This is a genomic window from Streptomyces sp. NPDC088246, assembly GCF_044741025.1.
GTDB lineage: Bacteria > Actinomycetota > Actinomycetes > Streptomycetales > Streptomycetaceae > Streptomyces.
In genome coordinates, this window is record NZ_JBIURV010000005.1 from 290,517 (window position 1) to 311,586 (window position 21,070).

Sequence of the window (21,070 nt, forward strand, 5' to 3'; positions counted from 1 at the left end):
AGCAAGGTGCCGAGGTCACAAGGCCCGTGAGACGAAAAGGAGGGCGACCGGGCGACTGTCATGGGCACGGGCTACAGTCCGTGCCCATGACAGATGAGTCATGGGCAGGGTGGTACCGGGACCGACAGGGTTCCGACGCCGTCATCCTCACCACCGACGGACAGCAACTCCGCCTCCGGACCAGGGGCGTCGACTTCGAGGGCGAAAGCTTCGACTGCCTCACCCCGGTGGCCGGCACACCACCGGCCGACGACCTGTTCGCCCTGGTGGACGGTGCGTTGGGCGACTGTGTCCTGGAGTGGGACCTGCCGCTCCCGGTCCTCTGGGACGGCTCCGTCCATCAGGCCACGCTCAGCAGCCTGTTGTCGCTGCGCCGCCCCGATCCGTATCTCTACCTGGAGCTGCAGTTCGGAGGGGCGGCCTACCGGTCCCATCGTGCAGAGAGCGACTTCGCGTCCGCCCTCGCCACGATCCAGCGCGCCCTGCCGCCCGACGTGCGCCTGCAGACCTGCATCGCCTGCGCCTTCTCGGACTACTTCCCGACCCCCGGCCGCGGCCTTTCCGGCGGCCTCGCATGCTTCCGGGGCGCCAAGGACGCCTACCGCGGGGCGGCCGGTGAGGGCGATGTCATGGATCTGTGGGACCGGCGGACCGGATTCGTCCAGGAGATCTGGAGCTGCCGCGAGTACGAGCCCCGTCCGGACCGGGGCGCCGGCACCGGGCACCGGGGCGCGTTCCCGCTGGAGCTGGCCTGACCTTCCCTGCCTGACCCGTTGCCGCCCGCCCGCCCGGTCGTCCGCCCGCCCGCCCGTCCGGCCGGCCGGGCCGCGGCGAGCTCGGTCCCGGGCTCGCCGCCCTCCGGTTGCTCGTCGGGCTGTTCCCGGCCACGACGGGGGCGGTCCGTACCTGATCCCGCCATCCCCGACGGCATGCCATCCCAATGGCATGCCGTCAAAGCTTTGCCACACCTCCATTGTTCTACTAGCATGCAAACAATGGAGGTTTTCATGAAGCGTAAGAATCTGGGCCGCGCGACGCTCGTCGCCCTGCCGTTCCTGCTCGCGCTCGTCGCTGATCTGGCGCTGCTCGCCGTCTTCCGGGACCGGCTTCCCGGACAACTGGCCAGTCACTTCCGGGCCGATGGCCGGGCGGACGGCTATGCGGGGCAGGTGTGGCACGCCGTGGCCAACGTTCTGCTGTTCGCCGTGACCGGCGCTCTGTGGGCCCTCACGATGGTGCGGGGGAAGTTCTACGGGTGGGCCTACCGCTGGCTGGTCGCCGGTGGATACGCCTTCGCCGGATTCCTCGGCTGGGTGATGGCAGCCGTGCTGCTCGCCAACGTGGATGCCGGTGAGAATGCCCAGGGGGAGGCGCAAGGTGCGTCGTTCCCGATGTGGCAGCTCGCCGTCGCCCTGGGGGTCGCCGCGCTCGCCGGAGGGCTGGGGATGGTGCTGGCCGCGCTCGGTCCCGTACCGAAGCAGCCGACCGCGACCGGGCAGGCCGGGGGCGGCGCGCGGATCGTGCTCGCCGATGGGGAGGTCGCCGGATGGGCGCGCAGCACCGGGAGCTGGTGGCCGCCGCTGATCGCGCTCGCGCTCGTGGCCGGCGGGGTGGTGCTGCTGTTCGTCTCGGGCTGGGCGGCGGCGATTCCGCTGCTGCTCCTCGGCGTGCTGCTGGCCGCCTTCGCCCGGCCGTACGTGGTGGTGGACCGGCGCGGCATCACCATCTCGGGAATGCTGCCCTGGCCGCGCCTCAGGGTGCCGCTCGACCGGATCGAGGCCGCGACCAGCAGGGACATCAACCCCCTTGCGGAGTACGGGGGCTGGGGCTATCGCATCCGTCCAGGACGGAGCGGCCTCGTGATCCGCTCCGGTGAGGGAATCGTGGCGACACTGGCCGGCGGCCGGGATTTCGCGGTGACCGTCGACGATTCGGCGACCGGCGCCGCGCTCCTCAACACCCTCATCGACCAGCGCCGAGCGGAGCACTGACCATGCTCTTCCGGGTCGATCCCACCTCCACCGTGCCGCTCGGTGATCAGATCGCGGCGTCCGTGCGCCGCGCCGTCGCCGAGGGGGCGGTGGTGCCGGGCGAGCGTCTGCCCGCCGCCCGGGTGCTCGCCGATTCCCTGGGGGTCAATGTCCATACGGTGCTGCGGGGTTATCAGCAGCTCCGCGAGGAGGGGCTGATCGAACTGCGCCGGGGGCGCGGTGCGGTCGTCACCGGCGGCGCATCCCCGCACCGGGCCCGGCTGCTGGAGCGCGTACGCGAAGTGGTCGCGGACGCACGCGAGCTGGGGATGACGGAGGACGAACTGCTGACCCTGGTCCGTACCGCACTCAACAACCCGTAGGTCGGCGCAGACCGTCCCAGCCCCAGCGTGGCGTCGGGCCGGGATCGCCGAGGTCCTCGCCGACCGGGGACGCCGAGACATCGCGGGCGACGCCCGTGCCCCAGTCGATGTACTCCAGGACCCGGCGGCGCAGCAGCGCGTCCTCCGGGAGCTCCTTCCCGACGGCGTCCGTCATCAGCTCCGGCGCAGCCGCTGCTGCTCGGTGACGGACAGCATGGACAGCCCGAGGTGGACGCGCAACAGGGCCTGGTGACCGCCGTGTTGCGCGGTGGAGTCGGCGGGGCCGTCGAATATCTCGGCCGGCCGGACGGCGACATGCTCGATATGGGTCGGGGTGAAATCCGCGAAGACGGATGCGAGCAGGGGATCCGCCGGCACGTTGTCGTAGAAGGCGTTGCTCAGCCGGCGCAGTGCGTCCATGCCGCCGACGGCTTCGTACAGGGATTCGGGACGCTCGCTCACGCCCGTACCTCCATGGGGGACGGCCCGCCCGCGGTGGCCGTTTCCAGCCTCCCCCGGAAGGAGCGGCGCGCCCGGCCCGTTTGCTGCGGGCGGATCACGTGGGGGCGAGCGTGCCCCCGTCCCTCAGAGGCTCAAGGGGCCACCCCGTCCTACGAGGTGGCCCCCGGTGCCGCTGAGCTGCCGGGCAGCGGTCAGGAGCCGCTGCGGGCGAGTGCGGCCGCGAAGCCGTTCTGCCACAGGTAGTTCACCTGGCTGCGCTCGTTCGCGTTGGGGTAGGGATTCGTGCAGGACGTGCCGGGGCCGCCGCCCGACATCAGCTCGCTGCACGGACCGGAGTAGTGATCCGGCAGGCCGAGCACATGACCGGTCTCGTGGGCGGTGACGCGGGTCGAGTTGTACTGCTGGTTCTGTGCGTAGTCGAGGAAGATGTAGCCGTTGCCGTGCCCGTCGGTGCTGGCGTACGAGCCGCTCGGGTCGTTGCCCTCGTAGTAGGCGAAGTCGGCGTTCGAGCCTTGCTGCAGCCGGACGTTGGAGACCGAGCTGTTCCAGATCTGCGCGCTGTTGGCTATCTGGGTGCGGAAGCTCGGCGCGTTGGCGGTGCTGTAGACGATGGTGACCGCCTGGGCGCCGGGGTTCGCCGCCCGCTTCTTGGCGACGGACTTGGCGACCGCCTCGAAGAACGCCTTGTTCGCGGCGGCGCTCTCGTGCGACCCGGAGCCGGAGGTGTAGCCCGCGTGGGCCTCCGAGGCGGCGGCGGGGGGCGCGGCGGGGCCGGGAGAGGAGGCGATGGCGGGTGCCGTGCCCAGCGCGGCCGCGAGGCCGAAGCCGAGGCCGACCACGGCCGACATGACGGTCCTGGGGAGTCTCATGGGGGGTCTCCTACCGATTACCTGTCCGATGAACCCGTCCGGTCATCGGACTCGGACGGGGTGCGGTACGCAGAGAGTGTCGGGGAGCGGAGGCCACGGCGGATGATGTCAACCGGCGATAGCACCGGCCTATCGCCACCCCCGGTGCTGATGTCGACGCCTCCACCAACGCCCGGTGAATTAAAGGACTTTGATGGGATTGGGGCGTCTGGTGCGACAGTGGCCCGCCGTCCTACGCTCGACCGTATGGAGCTTGAGGTGAGACACCTCAGGGCGCTGTGCGCCATCGCCGACACGGGCAGCCTGCACCGAGCGGCCCGCAGGCTGGGCGTGAGCCAGCCCTCCCTGACCACCCAGCTGCGGCGGATCGAGAACACTCTGGGCGCCGAGTTGTTCAGCCGCGAACGGACAGGCTGCCGGCCGACGTTGCTCGGCCGCGCCGTCCTCAGCCGGGCACGCCCCCTGGTCGACGGAATGACCGCCCTGGTCAGAGAGGCGAAGGCGGAGGCCGAAGCGGTCCGCGCCTCGGGCCCGCGGCTGCGCATCGGCTGCACCGCGAGCCGGGTCATCGGCGGCTGGCTGCGCAGGCTGCGGCTCCGGCTGCCCGGCACGGACATCTCGCTGCGGGTCGACGTATCGGCCAGTGCCCTGCTGCATACGGTCGATGCGGGCGGGCTCGATGTCGCCTTCGTGCACGAGGTCGAGGGCTTTCCGCTGGCCATCCCGGAGAAACTGGAGCAGCGCGTACTCCTGGACCGCGAACCGCAGTTCATCTCCATGGCCCGGGACCATCCGGCCGCGGCCCGGTCCGTGGTCGACCTCGGGGACCTGGCCGCCGACCGGTGGATGGTCGACCCCACGGTGGACGGCGAATGGGACGGTCTGCGCCGGGTGTTCGACGAGGCGGGCCTCGCGCCGACTGTCCTGCACGGTGACTACCTCACCGCCGCGTCCCTCGTCGTGCTCGGCGAGGCGGTCGCACCCTGCCAGCCCACCTCCGGGCCGCGCGACGACATGGCGATCCGTCCGCTGCGCGACGACCCCCTGGCCGTACGGCTGCTGCTGGTCTCCCGGCCGGGCGCCGACATGGCGACGGTGTACGGGGAGCTGGAGGCGGCCTACCGGGAGGCGGCCCAGCGGGCGGCCGGGTACCACCAGTGGCTGCTGCGCAATCGCAGCCCGCTCGCCCGCACACAGTGAAGGCCGCCGTCCGATTCCGCCGAGAGCGAGGACCTGTTCCGGTCCGGCCGTCCGGCGGGCAGAGTCGGTCCCATGAGGCTTCTGATGCTGGGCGGTACGGAATTCGTCGGTCGCGCCGTCACCGAGGTGGCGCTCGCGCGCGGCTGGGAGGTCACGGTGTTCCACCGCGGCCGTCACGCACCCCCGCAGGGCGTGACGGAACTCCTCGGTGACCGCACCACCGGCGACGGTCTCGCCGCGCTGGCCGCAGGCGTCGGCCGCCACGGGGGGACGCCCGACTGGGACCTGGTCGTCGACACCTGGAGCGGCGCGCCCTCGGCCGTACGGGACGCGGCCCGTCTCCTGGCCGACCGGGCCGCCCGGTACGCGTACGTTTCCAGCCGTTCCGTGTACGACTACCCGGCCCCGGCCGGTCTGCCCGAGGACGGCCCGCTGGTGGCCGGTGCCTCGCCCGACGCCGGTGGGGACGTCTCGTACCCCCTTGCCAAACGCGGCGGCGAACTGGCCGTACTCGACACCTTCGGGGACCGTGCCCTGCTGGCCCGCGCGGGACTGATCCTGGGCCCCTGGGAGAACGTGGGCAGACTGCCCTGGTGGCTGCTGCGGATCGCCCGCGGCGGGCCCGTACTGGCCCCGGGGACACCGGACCTGATGCTCCAGTACATCGACGCCCGCGACCTCGCCGATTGGCTCCTGGACGCGGGACGCGGTGGTCTGCACGGGCCGTACAACCTGGTCAGCCGCCCCGGCCACGCCACCATGGGGCAGCTGCTGGACGCCTGTGTACGTGCCACCGGCTCAGACGCGGAACTCCGCTGGACGCCCGCTCGGACCATCCTCGCGGCAGGTGTGGAGCCCTGGAGCGACCTGCCCGTCTGGCTGCCGCCGGGCGAGCTGTACGACACCATGCACCGGGGCGACGTCAGCAAGGCGCACACGGCCGGTCTGCGCTGCCGGCCGGTCGACGAGACGGTCGCCGATACCTGGAAGTGGCTGGTCGAACTGGACGGCGCGGCCCCGCAACGGCCGGACCGGGCCGTGGTCGGTCTGGACCCGCGGGTGGAGGCCGAACTGCTGACGGATACGGCCTGACGCGCGCTCGCGCGCACGGCATACCCCGCGCAGCCCTACATATCGGGGCATCCGGGTGCATCGGAAACCGGCCGGCCCACCCCGGCACTCGGAGACGGAATCACCCACTCCGGCCCCTTCGGAGGCGACACCCGCACCGAAGCCCATCCCCACTCCCGGCCGCGCAAGCCCGACCACAACCGGCCGGACCACGCCGGCCACGGGGGCTCGCGCCCGAACACGGGTTCCCACGGCGGTGAAAGGATTCCCGGCGGCATCGTGGCAGTTCTGCTCGCTGCCGGATCGGCGGCCACGCTGATGGCCCGCAGGGCGCGTCGGCGCAGCTAGCTTTGGCCCATGGCCGAACTGCTGCTGCACCTCACCGAAGGCCCCTTGTGGGAGGCGGCCCGCGGGATCGGGACGTACGAGATGTCCACCCGCGGCCGCACCCTGCACGAAGAGGGCTTCATTCACTGCTCGCTGCCGCACCAGCTCGCAGGCGTGGCCGAGATGCTGTACGGCGCCGGGAGCCGGGCCGGGACCGGTGACCAGGATCTGGTGGTCCTCGTCATCGATCCCGCCCGTCTCCCGGCACCCGTACGGTACGAGTCCGTCGCGCCCGGCGGCGAGGAGTTCCCGCACATCTACGGACCCGTCCCGGTGGACGCGGTCGTGGAGGTGCGCCCCTGGCTGCGAAAGGAAGGAGACCCCGCATGAATCCCCAACCCCCCACGGACCCAAGCGCCCCCATCGTCGCCGTCACCGGTGCGAGTGGTGCGGTCGGCGGCCGTGTCGCACAGCGCCTGGTACGCGCCGGTGTGCCCGTGCGGCTCCTCGGCCGCGACCCGTCCCGGCTGCCGGAGCTGCCCGGCGCCGTCGCCGCACCGCCCGCACCCTATGGTGACGGTGAGGCCATGCGCCGCGCCCTCGCCGGGGCGCACACGCTGTTCCTCGTCTCGGCGCACGAGAGCCCCGACCGGGTGCGCCAGCACACGACGGCCGTGGACGCGGCGGTCGCCGTGGGAGTCGAACGCATCGTGTACATCTCGTTCCTCGGCGCGGCGCCGGACGCCACGTTCACCTTCGCCCGGGACCACTGGCACACCGAGGCCCACATCCGGGCCGCCGATGTCCGCTACACCTTCCTGCGCGACAGCCTGTACCTCGCCGGTCTCCCGGCGATGACCGGAGCCGACGGGGTGCTGCGCGGTCCCGGCGGCGACGGCCGGGTGTCGGCGGTGGCACACGAGGACATCGCGGACGCCGCGACCGCCGTGCTGCGGGCCGACACCGAGAGCGACGGCACCCGCCACGACGGGGTCACGTACGACCTCACGGGGCCCGAGGCATTCACCCTCGCCGAAGCTGCCGAGGAGATCGGCCGGGTCACCGGCCGGACCATCACCTACGTACCGGAGACGCGCGAGGAGGCCTATGCCTCACGGGCGCAGTACGGTGCCGAGGACTGGGAGGTGGCCGGCTGGGTGACGTCGTACGAGGCCATCGCCACCGGCGAGATGTCCACGGTCTCGGACGCCGTACCGAACCTCACCGGACATCCGGCGATGAGCCTGGCCACGTATCTGAGGGAGCATCCGGACAGCTACCGGCATCTGCTGAAAACGGACTGACGCCACGGCGGGCGACATCGGAAGAGGAGAGGGGCCGGCAGCCCATGCGTACGGAAACTCCCTGGGGCCCCTGGGATCCGGCCCCGCTCGAAGAGGTCGCCCGCCGCTTCGCCCCCTTGCGCGTCCCCTGGTGGATCGCGGGCGGCTACGCGGTCGAACTCGCCGTGGGTCACACCTTCCGGGACCACGGCGACATCGACGTACTCCTGCTCCGCCGTGACCAGCTCACCGCCCAGCAGATCCTGGCGGGCTGGGAGTGGTGGGCCGCGGATCCTCCCGGCACCCTGCGCCCCTGGCTCCCCGGCGAGGTCCTGCCGCGTCACGTCCACGACATCTGGTGCCGCCCCGGGCCGGCCGAGCCCTGGCGCATCCAGCTCATGCTCGACGACGCGGAGGGCACCGACTGGCTGTTCCGCCGCGATTCCCGCATCCGGCTCCCGCTCGACCGGCTCGGCCGGGTCTCGAAGGACGGCGTCCCGTACCTCTCCCCCGAGGTACAGCTCCTGTACAAGGCCAAGTCCCCGCGGCCCAAGGACGAACAGGACTTCGCGACGGCGCTGCCGACCCTCGCCGCCGACCAGCGCGCCTGGCTGACCGAGACGATCACATTGGCCCAGGGTGCCGGCCACCCGTGGGCGGCACGTCTGCGTGCCCACCCGGTCGGCTGACGCGGCGTAGAGCGCGGGACGGGGACGGCTGACCACCCCTCACCGCACGTACGCGCCCGCCCGTGCCGCCGCGGCCGCGGCTGAGGCGGCGCGATCCGCCGCCGCCTCGTCGAGCGGGTCGCCGCTGGCCAGCAGCCGGTAGTAGAGGGGGGCCGATACGGCGCGGATCACCTCGTCCGCGTCCGTGCCCGCGGGCAGCTCCCCGCGTTCGACGGCCTCGGAGACGCAGCCGGACCACTCCTTGATGCGGATCGCGTAGAAGCGGTGCAGGGCCTCGGCCGTGCGCGGGTCGCAGGTCGCCGCGGCGATCACGGACTTGAAGAGGGCGCCCTGCCGTGGATCGGTGAGGGTGGTGACCACCAGCCGCGCATTGGCCCGCAGGTCCTCGGCCAGAGAACCCGTGTCCGTACGGGGTGAGGACTGCTCGGCCATGTCGTCGAGCAGGTCGGCGATCAGTCCGGTGGGGGTGGACCAGCGCCGGTAGACGGTCGTCTTGCCGACTTCCGCGCGGCGCGCGACATCGGCGAGGTCCAGGTGGTCGAAGCCGTGCTCGGCCAGGGCGTCGCCCGCGGCCCGCAGCACCGATTCACGGACCCGGGCGGTACGGCCACCGGGCCGGACGGTGCCGGGCTCCACACCCTCAGAAGTCATAACGGGTCTCCAGTTCCATTAGTAACACTCCCCCTGCTACGGTGACTCTCAGCTTAACGGAACCATAGTCCCATTAACACCTCTCCCTGAGGAAGGGCAGCCATGTCCGCACCCAGCCGGGCCCAGTCTCCCGGCACCACCGACGCCGTTCCCGTCGTGCCGTCCCCGAAAATCCGCATGACCGGACGGCAGAAGCTGGTCCTCGCTCTTCTCCTCGGCGCCCAGTTCATGATCGCCGTGGACTTCTCGATCCTGAACGTCGCACTGCCGGTCGTCGGCGAGGGCCTCGGCTTCTCCCTCTCCCACCTGCAGTGGATCGCCACCGCGTTCGCGCTCGCCGCCGCCGGCTTCACGCTGCTGTTCGGCCGCGTCGCCGATCTCGTGGGCCGTAAACGGCTGTTCCTGGGCGGCATGGTCGTCCTCGGTCTCTCCTCCGCCCTGGGCGGTCTCGCCACCTCACCCGAAGTCCTGCTCACCGCCCGGGTGTTGCAGGGTCTCGCCACGGCGGCGGTCACCCCGGCCGGACTCGCGCTGCTGACCACGGCCTTCAAGGAAGGCCCGCTGCGGGAACGCGCGCTGGGTCTCAACGGCGCACTGATGTCCGCCGGATTCACCGCCGGAGCCATCCTCGGCGGCCTGCTCACCGATCTGCTCTCCTGGCGCTGGGCCTTCTTCATCAACGTGCCCGTGGCCGCCCTGGTGGTCTCCCTCGCCCCGGCCGTCATCACCGACTCGCGCCCCGCACGACGCCCCCGGCTCGATGTCCCCGGAGCCGTGACCGTCACCGGCGGACTGCTTCTGCTCGTCTACGGACTGACCCAGGCCGGTGAGTCCGGCTGGACCACGCCCACCACCCTGGCCGCACTTCTCGCAGGTCTCGCGCTCCTCCTCGGCTTCTGGTCCGTCGAGAAGAGGGCCGCCTCGCCCCTGGTCCCCGTACGCATCCTGAAGCGGCGCAGCGTCATCTGGGGCAACATCGCCGGCCTGATCGCCTTCGTCACCGAGACCGCACTGGTCTTCCTGCTCACCCTCTATCTGCAGGAGGTCCTCGGCTACTCACCGCTCGCCACCGGTCTCGCCTTCGGTGTCCTGGGCATAGGCACGGTGATCGGCGGCGCATTCGGGGGCCGTGCGGTCGGCCGGTACGGCAGCCGTACGACCATCGTCGCCGGCGGCGTCATCCAGGCCGTCGCCACGCTCTCCCTGGTGGCGCTCGGGACATCGGGGGCCTGGATCCGGCTTCTGCTGGTGGCCACCTTCATCGGCGGCATAGGCAACATGCTGATGATCGTCGGCTTCATGGTCACCGCGACCTCCGGTCTTCCCGACGAGGAACAGGGCCTGGCCACCGGCCTTGCCACCATGACCCAGCAGGTCGGCATCACCATGGGCATCCCGGTGATGAGCGCCGTCGCCACCGCCCGGATGTCCGCCCTCGGTGACACCGGACCCGAGGGTGTCCTGTCGGGAGTCTCGGTCGCGATCCTGGTCGACTCGGCACTGGTCCTGGCCGGCGCCCTGCTCGCCGGCGCCTTCCTCGGTCCGCGTCGACCAGGCAGCGGCGCGCGTCGGTGAGCAATGGCTCGCCCGCCGATGGCGCGGAGATGCCGGACGGATCGCCCCCGTCCGGTATCTCCGTCCCGTCAGCCGCCGTCGTGCACCTTCTGCAGCGCGGCGATGTCCAGCTTCTTCATGGTCATCATCGCCGCGGTGGTCCGCGCGGCCTTCTCGGCGTCCTGGTCGCCGATCAGATCGATGAGCTCCTCGGGGACGACCTGCCAGGAGACGCCGTATCTGTCCTTCAGCCAGCCGCAGGGCCCCTCTTCGCCCCCGTCGGTGAGGCTGCTCCAGTAGTAGTCCACCTCGTCCTGGTCCGAGCAGTGGATCTGGAACGAGATGGACTCGTTGAAGGTGAACTGCGGCCCGCCGTTCAGCCCTACGAACTTCTGGCCGTTGATCTCGAACTCGACCGCCATCGTCGATCCGGCGGGCCCGGGCCCTGCTTCGGTGTAGCGGCGGATCCTGCCGAGGCGGGAGTTCCTGAAGACCGAGAGGTAGTACTCCGCCGCCTCCTCGGCCTGCCCGTCGAACCACAGACATGTGGTGAAGCCCTCGGTGGTCATTGCTGTCTCCTGTCGTGAGCGCATGTCCGTCGTGTGCGCATGTCCACCCATACCGACTGATCTCGTCCCGGAAACTCATCAGTCGCATATAGGGGGCATCGGCGGCGCCCCGGCCCACGGCGGACAGCCGCAGCTCAGCGGGTGTCCGGTCCGGGCCGGGACCCTCCCCGTCCGCCAGGTACGAAGAGGGGCATCGGCGCCGTTCGGCTCCACATGGCCCCGGACTGGACGAACGCCCGCAAGGTCACGGCGATGGTGGAGATCCCGCCGGGCGGACGCGATCCTCGCCCCGGACAAACGGCTGGCTCCTGCCGGGTGTTGACCTTACGCTCCCCGGAACGGGACTGCGCAGTCCCGCAGGTTGCGGAGCCGTGGCAGAGCGGCCCATTGCGATCGGCGTGCGGGAGGTCCCCCGCATGCCGACTGAGGGGGTTCGGGCGGACCTGCCCTCCCCGTCCGCGGGTTCGAATCCCGCCGGCCCCGCAGCCGACCGGCTGACCGCATCTCCTGTACGTCTCCTGGACGTTCCGGGAACACGGAAGGGCCCGACCTGCCGGTCGGGCCCTTCTGGCTGCCCGCTGGACTGCGGCGAGGCCGCGGTCGTCGGGGCGGGATGATCAAGCCTTCTTGGTCTCCTAGTAATGGGGCGGGCCGGTGACCTGTGGGGTTGTTCCCTGTGGGTCGCTGACCTGGTCCTTTAGTGTTGGCCAGCGATGGTCCCCGACGGTCCTGATCGGGTGTCCTGCGGACTGTGTGCGGACTGCTCGGGCAGTCGAAGATCCGCTCCGGATGAGGCTTTCTGTCGCTGGACGCTGAGAGACCAGAAAGCGCAATCCCGCTGGAGCACTACTGAGGTTTGATGCGTGATGTCGCTGGGTCGACGTCTTGAACTGCGAAGACGAGGGTTCGCCGCGCGGCATCATACGAAGATCACCAGTGACAGGCTCTCCCGCATTGGTCGTGAGGCGTGTTGGCCTGGCTCCTGAGGGAAGGGCCCGCTTCGCGGAGCTGCGCTAGTAGTAGCCCTTCGTGCCGTCGAGTAGCTCCCGGACGATGTCCGCGTGCCCCGCGTGTCGCCCCGTCTCCTCGACGAGGTGGATCAGTATCCAGCGGAGGTTGGCGCTGCCGTCGCGGAAGTCGGGGTGGCGGCCGACGTCGTCCAGGTCGGCCGCGGCAACGATCTCGTTGCTGCGGGCGCACTGGGCCTCGTACTCCGCGAGGAGCTCTGCGAGGGGGCGGCCGTCGGTGTGCCAGTCGGCGTTCTTGCTTGACTCGTCGAATGCGGGGTTCTGCTTCTTGTCGCCGCCGAGGAACACCACTTCCAGCCATATCTGCTCGGTCCAGCGCATGTGGGAGATGAGACCGGCCATCGTCATGGCCGGTGAGGTCGGGATGACCGGGCGGCGCGCGTCCTCGTCGCTCAGCCCCTCGCATTTCCAGCGCAGGATCTGCCTCTGCAGGTCCAGCCAGCCGATGAGCGCGGTGCGTTCGTCCGCTTGGCGCGGGGGGCGTTCCAGTTCCGATGACATGCCGGCGCACGCTACCAGGGCGGTCGGGAGGGGCACCTGGATGACGGGCTCTTCCGCGATTTACGATCTTGGTCACGGTTGGGGACATCGGGGTGTTACTGGTGATCTTCGCATGATGCCGCGGGGCGGGCCCTCCTCTTCGCAGTTCAAGGCGTCGACCCAGCGACATCACGCATCAAACCTCAGTAGCGAGCGCGGCGTTTGGATCTCTGGCCGTGTCGAGTCTGTGCTGCAGCCCATGCCGTCAGCTGGTGGATGGCCATGACGGGTACGTCCGATGTCAGGACGCGTGACGAAATCAGGTCGCGGCTGGTGACGACGACGGGGGCCACAGTCCAACCTCGGGTGTCGGTGCTGCTGACGAAGTGCTGCAGTGTAGGGGCCAGATGGGTGCGGATCCATTGGGCTCGTCTTGTGATCTTGAAGACGGCGCTCTTGTCTCCTCGCAAAAGTGCGTCAGCTTCGTTGGCTAGCTCAGAGGGGTTCCGGGCCATCTCGAAGTCCTTGGATTCAACGATGAAGATGGTCCTTTGATCCAAGTTGATTCCCAAGGCATCGATGTCGCCGAGGTCGTCTCCCTGGGCGGACATGAGGCGCCGCCCCGCGATCTTGCCCACGCTGTGGGCCGTTATGGAACAGCCTGCGTCAGCCAGGGCTCTTTCGGATTCCTTCTCGAACTCCTTGTTGTGGTCCTGTCGGATGGACCCCATAAGCTTCTTCATCGTCGCCGAGGTGGCTTTGAGCCTGCCGGAATACACGAGGTCGACCCAGTAGGGGCCCGTGCTCAATACGTGTCTGGGCGCCCACATCAGCACTTCGCCGTCGACGCCAGCCGAGCGGACCAGCGGACGTCGTGTGTAGGACCATTCACGGTTATAGCGCCAGGGCCACGCGTCGGCGCCCACGGACAGGAACTTGGCACGTGGACGCAAGCTAAGGCGATCGAGGAAGGCGTGTGCCTTGTCGTCGGCCCAACCGAGGGTGGAACCAAGGTGCTGTTGGACAAGGTCGACAGGGAGGGTGAATGGTTCCTTATCGCACGCCTCATCACCCAAAGCGATGATCTCGCCCATGCCGTGGGCGAGGTCGGTTAGGGTGAACCCGAATTCGGCGAGCATGGCTTCTTCCACCTTCGCGGAAGGGGCTGCGGCCGTGCGGGGCGCAGAAGGGGTGGACGTCTGATCAGCAGTTGCCATGGCTGCGCGTGCTCGGTCCAATGCCAAGGCATCGGTACCCGTTTCGTACTGATCACCGCGAGAGACGCCGAGCCGACCCGACTCCAGTAGAGACAGCTGTGCGGTGGAGAAGTCGTGCCGGATGGCGTCGGACAGCGTGGCTCGAGAGATCAGGTCAGCGGCGATCGCCAAGAGTGTGTCGTAGGTATCCAAGGTCAGGGGCTGGTCGCCTGAGGGTGGGGTAGCGGCCGCGTACTCGATGAGGAAGCGGCTTGCTTGCGCGGCGGCAACTCGCTCTCTGCTGTCTCTGGCGATCTGTGTGGCGGGCTGGCTGGATATTCCGAAGCAGGCGTGCCTGGACCGCAGGACCAGATCGTCGTGAGCCTCGGCACGCATGAGCGCCTCGTGCCGTGTCATGAGCTGATTTAGCAGGCCCTCGGGGGCCAAGTCGGCGATCAGGTCCTGAATGCGCTGGAAGTAGTGCTGGACTGTCTTGTTGAGCACATCAAGGCGTTTGTCTTCTGAGACGATCCCCTCCGGGATTCCCTCAGCGGCGAGCCATTCACCCAGTTCGTCCAATACGACTGCGGAGACAGCTGGCTGCACAAGTCGGGCGGCAGGCAGCCGCCCCGGGCGCAACAGCATCGGTCGGTCTTGTGTGTGCAGCATCTTCTTGTGACCGGCAGGAGCGAGACGTTTGACAAGCTCGCTGACCACGAGGTCGCTGTCGTTGCCAACCATGGCTTCAGCCAGGGCCTGGACGATCATGCGGTCGGCGCTGTTGTCCTCCACCAAGAGGGAAGCTACGCCTGCGGCCAGCAATTCAAGGTGAATGAGCCCTGCGCTAGGCGCTCGCCGCGCGATCCAGGGGGCCTTCTTACCGGGCTGGGTGACATGTCCTGCCAGAGCCTTACACCAGGCGTCCGCGTTGTCGAAGGACACCGTGATCCGCACACGCCCCAGGTCGTCGGCTACTGCGAGTAGTTCGTTGGGCGCCGCGAGCGAGACCTGCCAGGCCCAGTAGGCGACAGCTTCAATGACCATCTCTTGGAAGGATTCCAAGGCATCTGCCGTGCCCTGACTAGCTCCGATCCAGACCTGAAGGCCGGCGGTTTCCACAAGCAGTTCGTCTTCCGGGACAGTGGGATGTGTCCGGTAGATCGGTGCAGTATTTACGCCGTAGAGGGCGAGAACCGGAACGAGAGCAGGGCGGTGAGGGCTGGCAACCACGTGATGGTCGTACCGCTGGTGGGCCTTGACTCGCAGCGCGTGACTGAAGTCGGAGTTGACCATAACGGCATTCGGCCTGCGCTCATCCGACAGGTAGTAGCTGTACTCGTGGTCACGGTACATGCCGTAGTTCTCGAGTGTGCCGAAGGAATGGACCATCGCGTCGGAATGCAGCTTTTCGTCCGCTTGAGCGAAGCGCCACAGAAACAGTGGGTCCGTGCCATCGAGCCCTGCCATAACGCGTAGGTCGTCGACGGTAGTGGCGAGGCGAGGGCCGACTCGTGACGATTTGCGAAGGCCGAAGAATGAAGAACGACCCAGACCTTGGTTGATGATGAGCCGTAGGCAGTGCGCGTCATCCTGCAGAGGATGGACCGGTGTCTCGTGCAGTTCATGCAGCTGTTGCATGACTCTGCCAGCATCCCAGTACCCGTAAGGGGTCTGGGCATCGTAGTCAGACAGATCATCGGCCACGACCGCTAGGTCAAGGTGCTTGTCATCAGCGAAGGTGAACTGACGGCGACTGATCTGCGGATTTTCATCGACTTGCGCCGTCGGGGGCAGCGGCGTCGCCCCGCAGTCGATCAGGATTTCAGTGGCTTCATCCAGGACGCATGCACGCACGAGCTGGGCGAGCTGGGGACCGCAGCCATGCTCTGTGGCGAGGACGAGAAGGCGATGACGCAGGGCTGTGGGCAGATCCCCTGGATTTGCGATAACCACGGTCGCGCCGAGGGCCAGCAGCGGGGTGAGAATCATCCCTTCGTCTGGGCCGAGCTCCGCTGTAAGAGTGTGCGTGCCCGGCCGCACGCTCAGGCTGTCCAGTACTTGCAGCGCCTGTGGCGGCGCTATCTGGGACAAGGCTGCCTCATCGAAGGTGACAGCTTCGCATAGTGTCTTCAGCGCATGCTCTCCTGGTACGAATACCTCCTCCCTGGTCGATTTTGGTGGGGTAATGCCACGGGCGAGCCCTGCGCGGAATAGTGCCGTGTGGCTCAGACGCAATACCACCTGGACCAGCGGGCTTACCTCATGCCGAAAGGCGACGGGAAGCGTCTTGCCCTCCGGTCCGAAGATGCTGTGCAGGATCAGGCCGAGCGTGTAAGCCGACCTCTCCGTCAGCCCCTGGGCGATCAGGTAGGGACCGCCGTGGAAAGGCACTTCCGCCGTGTAAAGGTCGTTGTATGGATCTTCCTGAGATCGGACCTCCGCACTGCCGATCACCGGCTCCTTCAGCAGTGACCGGATCCTGCTCGGCGACAGGCGAGGAGCTTCAGGACGGCTTGGCAGGCAGGCGCCGACTGCAGCAAGCCGCTGCAGCCTGACCAGGCAAGGGATGTTCTCGGGGATCAGCTGCAACGCGGCGGCCGACCGCACCAGGGAGGGACCATCCACCGTATTCCAGGGCTTTGCGTCAGAAACGAACTTTGTCACGGCCGCTCCTCTTCCAGTGTCCGGCATGCTCCTGTTGCCGAGGCCACACGGGTGACGTTACCGGCCTCCACTGACACAGTCCGTCAGACGACGAGCTATGCCGTGGTCAGGGAGGTCCCTTGAGTCCCTACGGGGTGCGGGCCCTCCTCTACCTCCAGCCGTTGAGGGAAACCTCAGGGCCTCCCGCGAGGTACCGGTGGAGGGCGCTTGAAGTGGTGTCCACGAAGTTCTCGGGGATGGCGTCGGCGTCGATCCAGCGGACTTGGGAGTGCTTCCGGGGTTCGCGGTTCTCGGGTTCGCCGGTCCATTCGTGGGTTGCGAAGACGACCGTGAGGAAGCCATTGGGGGACTCAACGCCCCAGGCTCCGTGAATGATGTGCGCGACCTTGAGGGACTCGGGCTTCACCGTGAGGCCGGTCTCCTCGTAGAGCTCGCGGACCGCGGTTCCGGTGATGGGCTCGCCCGGTTCGCTCTTGCCGACGGGCAGGTCCCACATCCCCTGAGCGAACTTCGCGTTCTCGCTGCGCTGGAGGAGGACGACGCGGCTGGTGGCCTTGTCGTGGACGATGACGGCCGCGACGAGCAGCGTCATCGAGTCGAGCGCCGGCTTGAGGGCTGGAGGGCGGTTGTCGGTCTGCTGAGCCACGGGGTTCCCTTCGTCGGGCAGGTTGGTCGGCATGTTAAGCGAGGGCCTCGCGGGCGCGGCGGGCGAGATCGGCGGCTCCAGGAACGCGGCGGCGCTGGTAGATCGCGAGCGTGGACCGGATCGAGGTGATCGCCTTCCGGGTGCGGTCGGAGGTCATGCCTTCCATGAGGACCAGGGCCTGGGTCCAGGCAGCGACTGCTTCGTCGGCACGGGCCTGGGCGGCGAGGCTGTCGCCGAGGTCGGCGTGAGTGAGGGCGTGGACGCGCTTGTACTTCTCCGGGTCCCAGCGGGTGAGCGCGTCGCGGTGCTGTTGTTCCGTACCGATGTGGTCGGCGAGGTCGGTCAGCGTGCGTGCAGTGTGGCTGGCCACGGTCCCGGCGGCGGGGCCGCTGACGCGGGAGAAAGTGGGCTGGGGCCCGTCCTCGCGTAGGAGAGCGTCTTCGGCGGCGAGGAGAGCGCGGGCAGCCAAGGGGTTCTCGCCGACCGCTGCATAGGCGCGGGCCTGCGTGATGTGGAGGAGCGCTTCGGTCTGGCCGTCTACGTGGCCGAGGCCGCGGGCGAGCGCGCCTTTGACGAGGTCCACGCAGTGGTGGGGTTGCTTGAGGCTGAGGGACTGGTGGGCGAGGGCGCGCATCATCCATGCGGCGTGGCCGTGGGGGTCGGCTTCGCAGGCGAGCTGGTAGCCGACCTGGTAGTAGCGCTGGGCAGCGCCTTCGTGTCCAAGGTCGTGGTGCTTCCACCCTGCGAGGTAGGCGAGTTCGGCGACGGCGCCGAAGGCAGCCTGGCGTAAGACTTCTGTGGGGAAGCGACCGCGCAGCATAGGGGCTGCCGTGTCGGCGAGGTATGCGGTGACTGTGGTCAGGCCATGCCCGCCGCCGAGGCGTTCGTCGGCGGCGCTGAAGGCTGCCGTGATCTGTCGTACGACGTCGATGTCGTCGCCGCCGACGAGGGAGCGGGCGGTGCGGGCGCGGAGCATCCGCGAGGTGGCTTCGTGGTCGTGCAGGAGCGGCATGGCGACGCCGGCCGTGGTGAAGGCGGCGATGGCAAGGAAGCGGCGGCGCTCGACGTCCGCGCGGCCGAGGTCGGTGACCGCGGTGACGGGGTCGGTGTCCGGTGGCGACTCCGTGTCGGGCGAGTGGAGCCCGAGCTCGGTTCGGGTGACGACGCGGCTCAGTCGTCGGGAGAGCGCTTCGGCGAGGTACTGCCCTGCCTGGCCGGACGGCGCACGTGCACCGCTCACCCAGTGGGAGATGGCCGACTTGTTCGTCTGGAGCAGTTCGCCGTTCTCGGCGGCGATGCGGCGTACGTCCTTGGCGAGCGCGTCGTACGTGCACCCGGAGGCGTTGATCGTGTCGCGCAGGCGGGAGTTGGCGCTGGTCGGTGTCGGCACGATCGCCTCCGCTCCGGATCCGTAAACCGTGTATACCGCTTGACCTCGGTCACACCGTACCCACTCTGCGTAGCGGGCGGTTCACTTATCGACAGCCGCCCCACTCTCGGGCCGGGCGGCCCCCAAGTTCCGTACGCCCTAACGGGTTCGGGCATTCCTGTGCCCCGGCCCGGACGATCAGAGACGGAGACACGGTGACCACCATCGACACCGCGACCATCACGGTCGAGCTGCCCGACGCCTTCGACCCGCGCTGGAACCGCCTGCCCGGCATCCAGGTGGACGGTCGGCGTATCACCATCGACCCGGCCGAGTACTTCTTCCGCTTCGAGTCCAGCACCTGGCTCGTCGCCGACTGGGAGTTAGTGAAGGCCCAGCTCCTGGACGTGGACGAGACGACCGAGAGCGCGGTCGAGCAGCTCGCGCTCGACTTCATCAAGCAGCACAGCGAATCCACCTCCGACGCGGCCCGCGTCCTGGCCACCGCGTACGAGGTGTACGCCTACCTCTTCCGCGACGAGCACCTGGCTGGCCTCGGACTCCCGCAGATCACCGCCGAGCACCTGCGGATGCTTCGCGAGGCGGCCACGCTCATGGCGCTCAACAAGGTCGAGCTGGACGGGCACATCTCCAACGTCGGCCCGTGCTGGTTCTTTCCTGCCGCCACCTCCGTCGTCTTCGACCTGGATGACGCGACGGGCGGAATGCTGGACGAGGTCTACCACGGCGGCTGGTTCAACGAGCACCGCCGGATCGAGTCCATCAAGGCCCACGCCGCGCTCGGCGGCCGGCTCGTGCACGGCTGCCAGTCCGTGCCGGACCAGTCCGGCGGCGTCGTCGCACCCTACGGTGCCTCGATGGCCAACTTCCGTGACGACCTGGCCGAGTTCAAGGCGGGCTGGATCGAGCAGGTCTACGCCCACCGCGTGACCGCAGGCGAGTAACCCCACCCCAGTACGGCTTCGGGGCGGGCCGGCTCGCGCGCCGCCCGCCCCGGAGCTCACCAGTCCCCTGGAGACCCCCATGGACCAGAGCCTGTCCGCCACCCTGCTGGACGACCTGTGCACTCTCGTCGGCAAGCCCCTGCCCGAACGTGCCGAGATTCGGGTCTGGGGCATGTCCGGCGTCGAACGCGTCACCTTCCCCGACGGCACCACGGCCGTCTTCAAGTACGCCAAGGAGCCCTTCGATCGCGAGGCCCAGGCCCTGCGGGCGGCATACCAGCGCGCGCTTCCGGTCCCCGCCCTCCACGCCACCGCGATGCAGGACAAGTGGCTCGGGATGCTCATGGATGACCTCGGTGCCCCCGTACGGGACGCCGACGACCTCGACGGTGTTGCCGCCGCCGTGATGCTCCATGCTGCCCGCCCGGCGGGCGGTCTGCCCCTCCTCGACGGGGCGGGCCTCGCAGCCCTGCCCGGCCGAGCCCTCGATCACCTCCAGCGGCTGCGGAAGGCCGACCGATGGACGGATTGCGACGACATCGAGACCGCGCTGGGGAAGATCTCCGCCGCGGCCGCGGCGCGTGTCCAGGGGGCGACGCTCGACCCGTTCGGCTGGGTGCACTCAGAGTTCCACCCCACGAGCGTCCACATCGGGGAGAACGGCTGGCACCTCCTCGACTTCGCACGCGCCTTCACCGGCCCCGGCCTGATCGACCTCGCCTCGTACCACGGCACCACCGACGTACCGAGCCCCTTCCGCATGCGGGTGTTTTTGGAGCAGTACGTCACCGCAGGCGGTCATGAGGACGCCCTCGCCGCCCGGGGCGGCCTGGCCGCCGAGGCATGGGCTTTGGGCTGGCACCGCATGTGGGCCGTGGAGTGGTTCATGGAGCAGGCCATCCGCTGGATCAACGATCCGGCCAAGGACCCCGCGTACATCCCCGTCGTCCGCCGCCACCTGAACGACGTGGTCCAACTCCTGGAGGTCTAGGTGCTCGCCCAGGTCTCCCCTTGGTACACCCACGCGGCCCAGCGCACAGCCGCCGCCCCCGCGCACGCCCTCACCGCACCGGCCCGGATGGAATGGAGCACCCACGCAGGCATCGGTCCCGGAGCCGAGATCCTGGGACGGGACCTGTGCGGCAAACGCGTCCTGGAGCTGGGCTGCGGCCCCGGCCACAACGTGGCCCACCTCGCGAAGCACCACCAGGCCCGCGTCACCGGCGTGGACCTGGTCGGCCTCCAGGTACGCCGCGCCCGCTCCCACTACGGCCACATCGACGGCGCAACCTTCGCCGCCGGCCACGCACTGCACCACCTGCAGGCCACCGGCCAGACCTTCGACGCGATCTACTCCGTCTTCGGCGCTGTCGGCCTCGTCGCCCCCGAGCTCCTCCTCGCCGCCATTTCCCGACGCCTGGAACCGGGTGGTGTCCTGGCCTTCTCCGTCCCTCACCCGGCACGGGCCGGAAGACATCCATCCACGGACGACCGTCCGCGCGAGGACTACGTCACCATGCCCGACCGCACCCGACTGCCCCTCGCCCGATGGGAGTTCGATGCCCGCCGCTGGGGAGCCCACCTCTCCCGGGCGGGCCTGGGCGTCACCTCGACGGTGGAGCTGCGGCACCCGCGCCGTGACCCGTGGCCCACCACTCTCCTGATCACCGCCCGCAAACGCTGACCGACGGAGG

21 protein-coding genes are annotated in these 21,070 nt (G+C 69.2%); 12 read left to right on the forward strand and 9 right to left on the reverse strand.

All coding sequences use genetic code 11. The features are described 5' to 3' along the window. Window positions 1–86: 86 nt before the first annotated feature. From ACIPEK_RS10615 to ACIPEK_RS10625, 3 genes are all read left to right on the forward strand, one after another. Window positions 87–755, forward strand: coding sequence for a DUF6304 family protein (locus ACIPEK_RS10615; protein ID WP_383074247.1), 669 nt, complete (start codon window positions 87–89; stop codon window positions 753–755). A gap of 252 nt (window positions 756–1,007) precedes the next feature. Beyond that, on the forward strand, window positions 1,008–1,991 hold the full coding sequence (locus ACIPEK_RS10620) for a DUF1648 domain-containing protein (protein WP_401993370.1): 984 nt from the start codon (window positions 1,008–1,010) through the stop codon (window positions 1,989–1,991). A 2-nt stretch (window positions 1,992–1,993) separates the two neighbouring features. Continuing rightward, entirely contained in the window at window positions 1,994–2,353 is a 360-nt protein-coding gene (locus ACIPEK_RS10625) for a GntR family transcriptional regulator (protein ID WP_351256520.1), read from the forward strand. On the opposite strand, the gene ACIPEK_RS10630 is transcribed toward ACIPEK_RS10625, so the two are convergent. The 3 genes from ACIPEK_RS10630 to snpA all read right to left on the reverse strand — a co-directional run bounded on the left by ACIPEK_RS10630 (window position 2,340) and on the right by snpA (window position 3,663). Continuing rightward, complete coding sequence (locus ACIPEK_RS10630; RefSeq protein WP_401993374.1) at window positions 2,340–2,528, reverse strand: hypothetical protein; 189 nt, start codon at window positions 2,526–2,528, stop codon at window positions 2,340–2,342. The genes ACIPEK_RS10625 and ACIPEK_RS10630 overlap by 14 nt on opposite strands. Then, window positions 2,528–2,815 carry a hypothetical protein gene (locus ACIPEK_RS10635; RefSeq protein WP_401993377.1) on the reverse strand — a complete coding sequence of 96 codons (288 nt, stop codon included), beginning with the start codon at window positions 2,813–2,815 and terminating at the stop codon, window positions 2,528–2,530. Before ACIPEK_RS10635 ends, ACIPEK_RS10630 begins: the two co-directional genes overlap by 1 nt. Before the next feature lie 191 nt (window positions 2,816–3,006). Next, a complete protein-coding gene (gene snpA, locus ACIPEK_RS10640; RefSeq protein ID WP_383074359.1) occupies window positions 3,007–3,663 on the reverse strand; it encodes a snapalysin in 657 nt (218 codons plus the stop codon). 267 nt (window positions 3,664–3,930) lie between these two features. On the opposite strand from snpA, the gene ACIPEK_RS10645 reads away from it, so the two are divergent. From ACIPEK_RS10645 to ACIPEK_RS10665, 5 genes are all read left to right on the forward strand, one after another. After that, window positions 3,931–4,884, forward strand: a complete 954-nt coding sequence (locus ACIPEK_RS10645) for a LysR family transcriptional regulator (RefSeq protein WP_401993380.1) — start codon at window positions 3,931–3,933, stop codon at window positions 4,882–4,884. Between the two features lie 84 nt (window positions 4,885–4,968). Beyond that, window positions 4,969–5,976 carry an NAD-dependent epimerase/dehydratase family protein gene (locus ACIPEK_RS10650; RefSeq protein ID WP_401993480.1) on the forward strand — a complete coding sequence of 336 codons (1,008 nt, stop codon included), beginning with the start codon at window positions 4,969–4,971 and terminating at the stop codon, window positions 5,974–5,976. A gap of 336 nt (window positions 5,977–6,312) precedes the next feature. Then, window positions 6,313–6,672 carry a DUF952 domain-containing protein gene (locus ACIPEK_RS10655; RefSeq protein WP_327272988.1) on the forward strand — a complete coding sequence of 120 codons (360 nt, stop codon included), beginning with the start codon at window positions 6,313–6,315 and terminating at the stop codon, window positions 6,670–6,672. Further along, complete coding sequence (locus ACIPEK_RS10660; protein ID WP_401993383.1) at window positions 6,669–7,586, forward strand: NAD(P)H-binding protein; 918 nt, start codon at window positions 6,669–6,671, stop codon at window positions 7,584–7,586. The genes ACIPEK_RS10655 and ACIPEK_RS10660 overlap by 4 nt, the downstream gene beginning before the upstream one ends. A gap of 44 nt (window positions 7,587–7,630) precedes the next feature. Further along, the gene (locus ACIPEK_RS10665; protein WP_401993386.1) at window positions 7,631–8,254 is read left to right on the forward strand and encodes a nucleotidyltransferase domain-containing protein; all 624 of its coding nucleotides are present in this window, start codon (window positions 7,631–7,633) and stop codon (window positions 8,252–8,254) included. Between the two features lie 39 nt (window positions 8,255–8,293). Here the strand turns inward: ACIPEK_RS10665 and ACIPEK_RS10670 are convergent, their stop codons facing one another. After that, entirely contained in the window at window positions 8,294–8,905 is a 612-nt protein-coding gene (locus ACIPEK_RS10670) for a TetR/AcrR family transcriptional regulator (protein ID WP_401993389.1), read from the reverse strand. A 102-nt stretch (window positions 8,906–9,007) separates the two neighbouring features. Here ACIPEK_RS10670 and ACIPEK_RS10675 point away from each other — a divergent pair, with 102 nt between their 5' ends. Next, window positions 9,008–10,480, forward strand: a complete 1,473-nt coding sequence (locus ACIPEK_RS10675; RefSeq protein ID WP_401993392.1) for an MFS transporter — start codon at window positions 9,008–9,010, stop codon at window positions 10,478–10,480. Window positions 10,481–10,548: 68 nt separating this feature from the next. Here the strand turns inward: ACIPEK_RS10675 and ACIPEK_RS10680 are convergent, their stop codons facing one another. The 5 genes from ACIPEK_RS10680 to ACIPEK_RS10700 form a co-directional block, all read right to left on the reverse strand. Next, entirely contained in the window at window positions 10,549–11,028 is a 480-nt protein-coding gene (locus ACIPEK_RS10680; protein WP_401993395.1) for a VOC family protein, read from the reverse strand. Between the two features lie 1,013 nt (window positions 11,029–12,041). Continuing rightward, on the reverse strand, window positions 12,042–12,557 hold the full coding sequence (locus ACIPEK_RS10685; RefSeq protein ID WP_401993398.1) for a DinB family protein: 516 nt from the start codon (window positions 12,555–12,557) through the stop codon (window positions 12,042–12,044). 182 nt (window positions 12,558–12,739) lie between these two features. Next, complete coding sequence (locus ACIPEK_RS10690; RefSeq protein ID WP_401993401.1) at window positions 12,740–16,396, reverse strand: hypothetical protein; 3,657 nt, start codon at window positions 16,394–16,396, stop codon at window positions 12,740–12,742. 148 nt (window positions 16,397–16,544) lie between these two features. Then, a complete protein-coding gene (locus ACIPEK_RS10695; RefSeq protein ID WP_401993404.1) occupies window positions 16,545–17,075 on the reverse strand; it encodes an NUDIX domain-containing protein in 531 nt (176 codons plus the stop codon). A gap of 1 nt (window position 17,076) precedes the next feature. After that, complete coding sequence (locus ACIPEK_RS10700) at window positions 17,077–18,432, reverse strand: tetratricopeptide repeat protein (RefSeq protein WP_401993407.1); 1,356 nt, start codon at window positions 18,430–18,432, stop codon at window positions 17,077–17,079. Between the two features lie 194 nt (window positions 18,433–18,626). Between ACIPEK_RS10700 and ACIPEK_RS10705 the strand changes: the two genes are divergently transcribed. The 3 genes from ACIPEK_RS10705 to ACIPEK_RS10715 all read left to right on the forward strand — a co-directional run bounded on the left by ACIPEK_RS10705 (window position 18,627) and on the right by ACIPEK_RS10715 (window position 21,060). Then, window positions 18,627–19,376, forward strand: a complete 750-nt coding sequence (locus ACIPEK_RS10705; RefSeq protein ID WP_401993410.1) for a hypothetical protein — start codon at window positions 18,627–18,629, stop codon at window positions 19,374–19,376. A gap of 79 nt (window positions 19,377–19,455) precedes the next feature. Further along, on the forward strand, window positions 19,456–20,367 hold the full coding sequence (locus tag ACIPEK_RS10710) for an aminoglycoside phosphotransferase family protein (protein ID WP_401993411.1): 912 nt from the start codon (window positions 19,456–19,458) through the stop codon (window positions 20,365–20,367). Next, on the forward strand, window positions 20,368–21,060 hold the full coding sequence (locus ACIPEK_RS10715; protein WP_401993413.1) for an SAM-dependent methyltransferase: 693 nt from the start codon (window positions 20,368–20,370) through the stop codon (window positions 21,058–21,060). Window positions 21,061–21,070 lie beyond the last annotated feature (10 nt).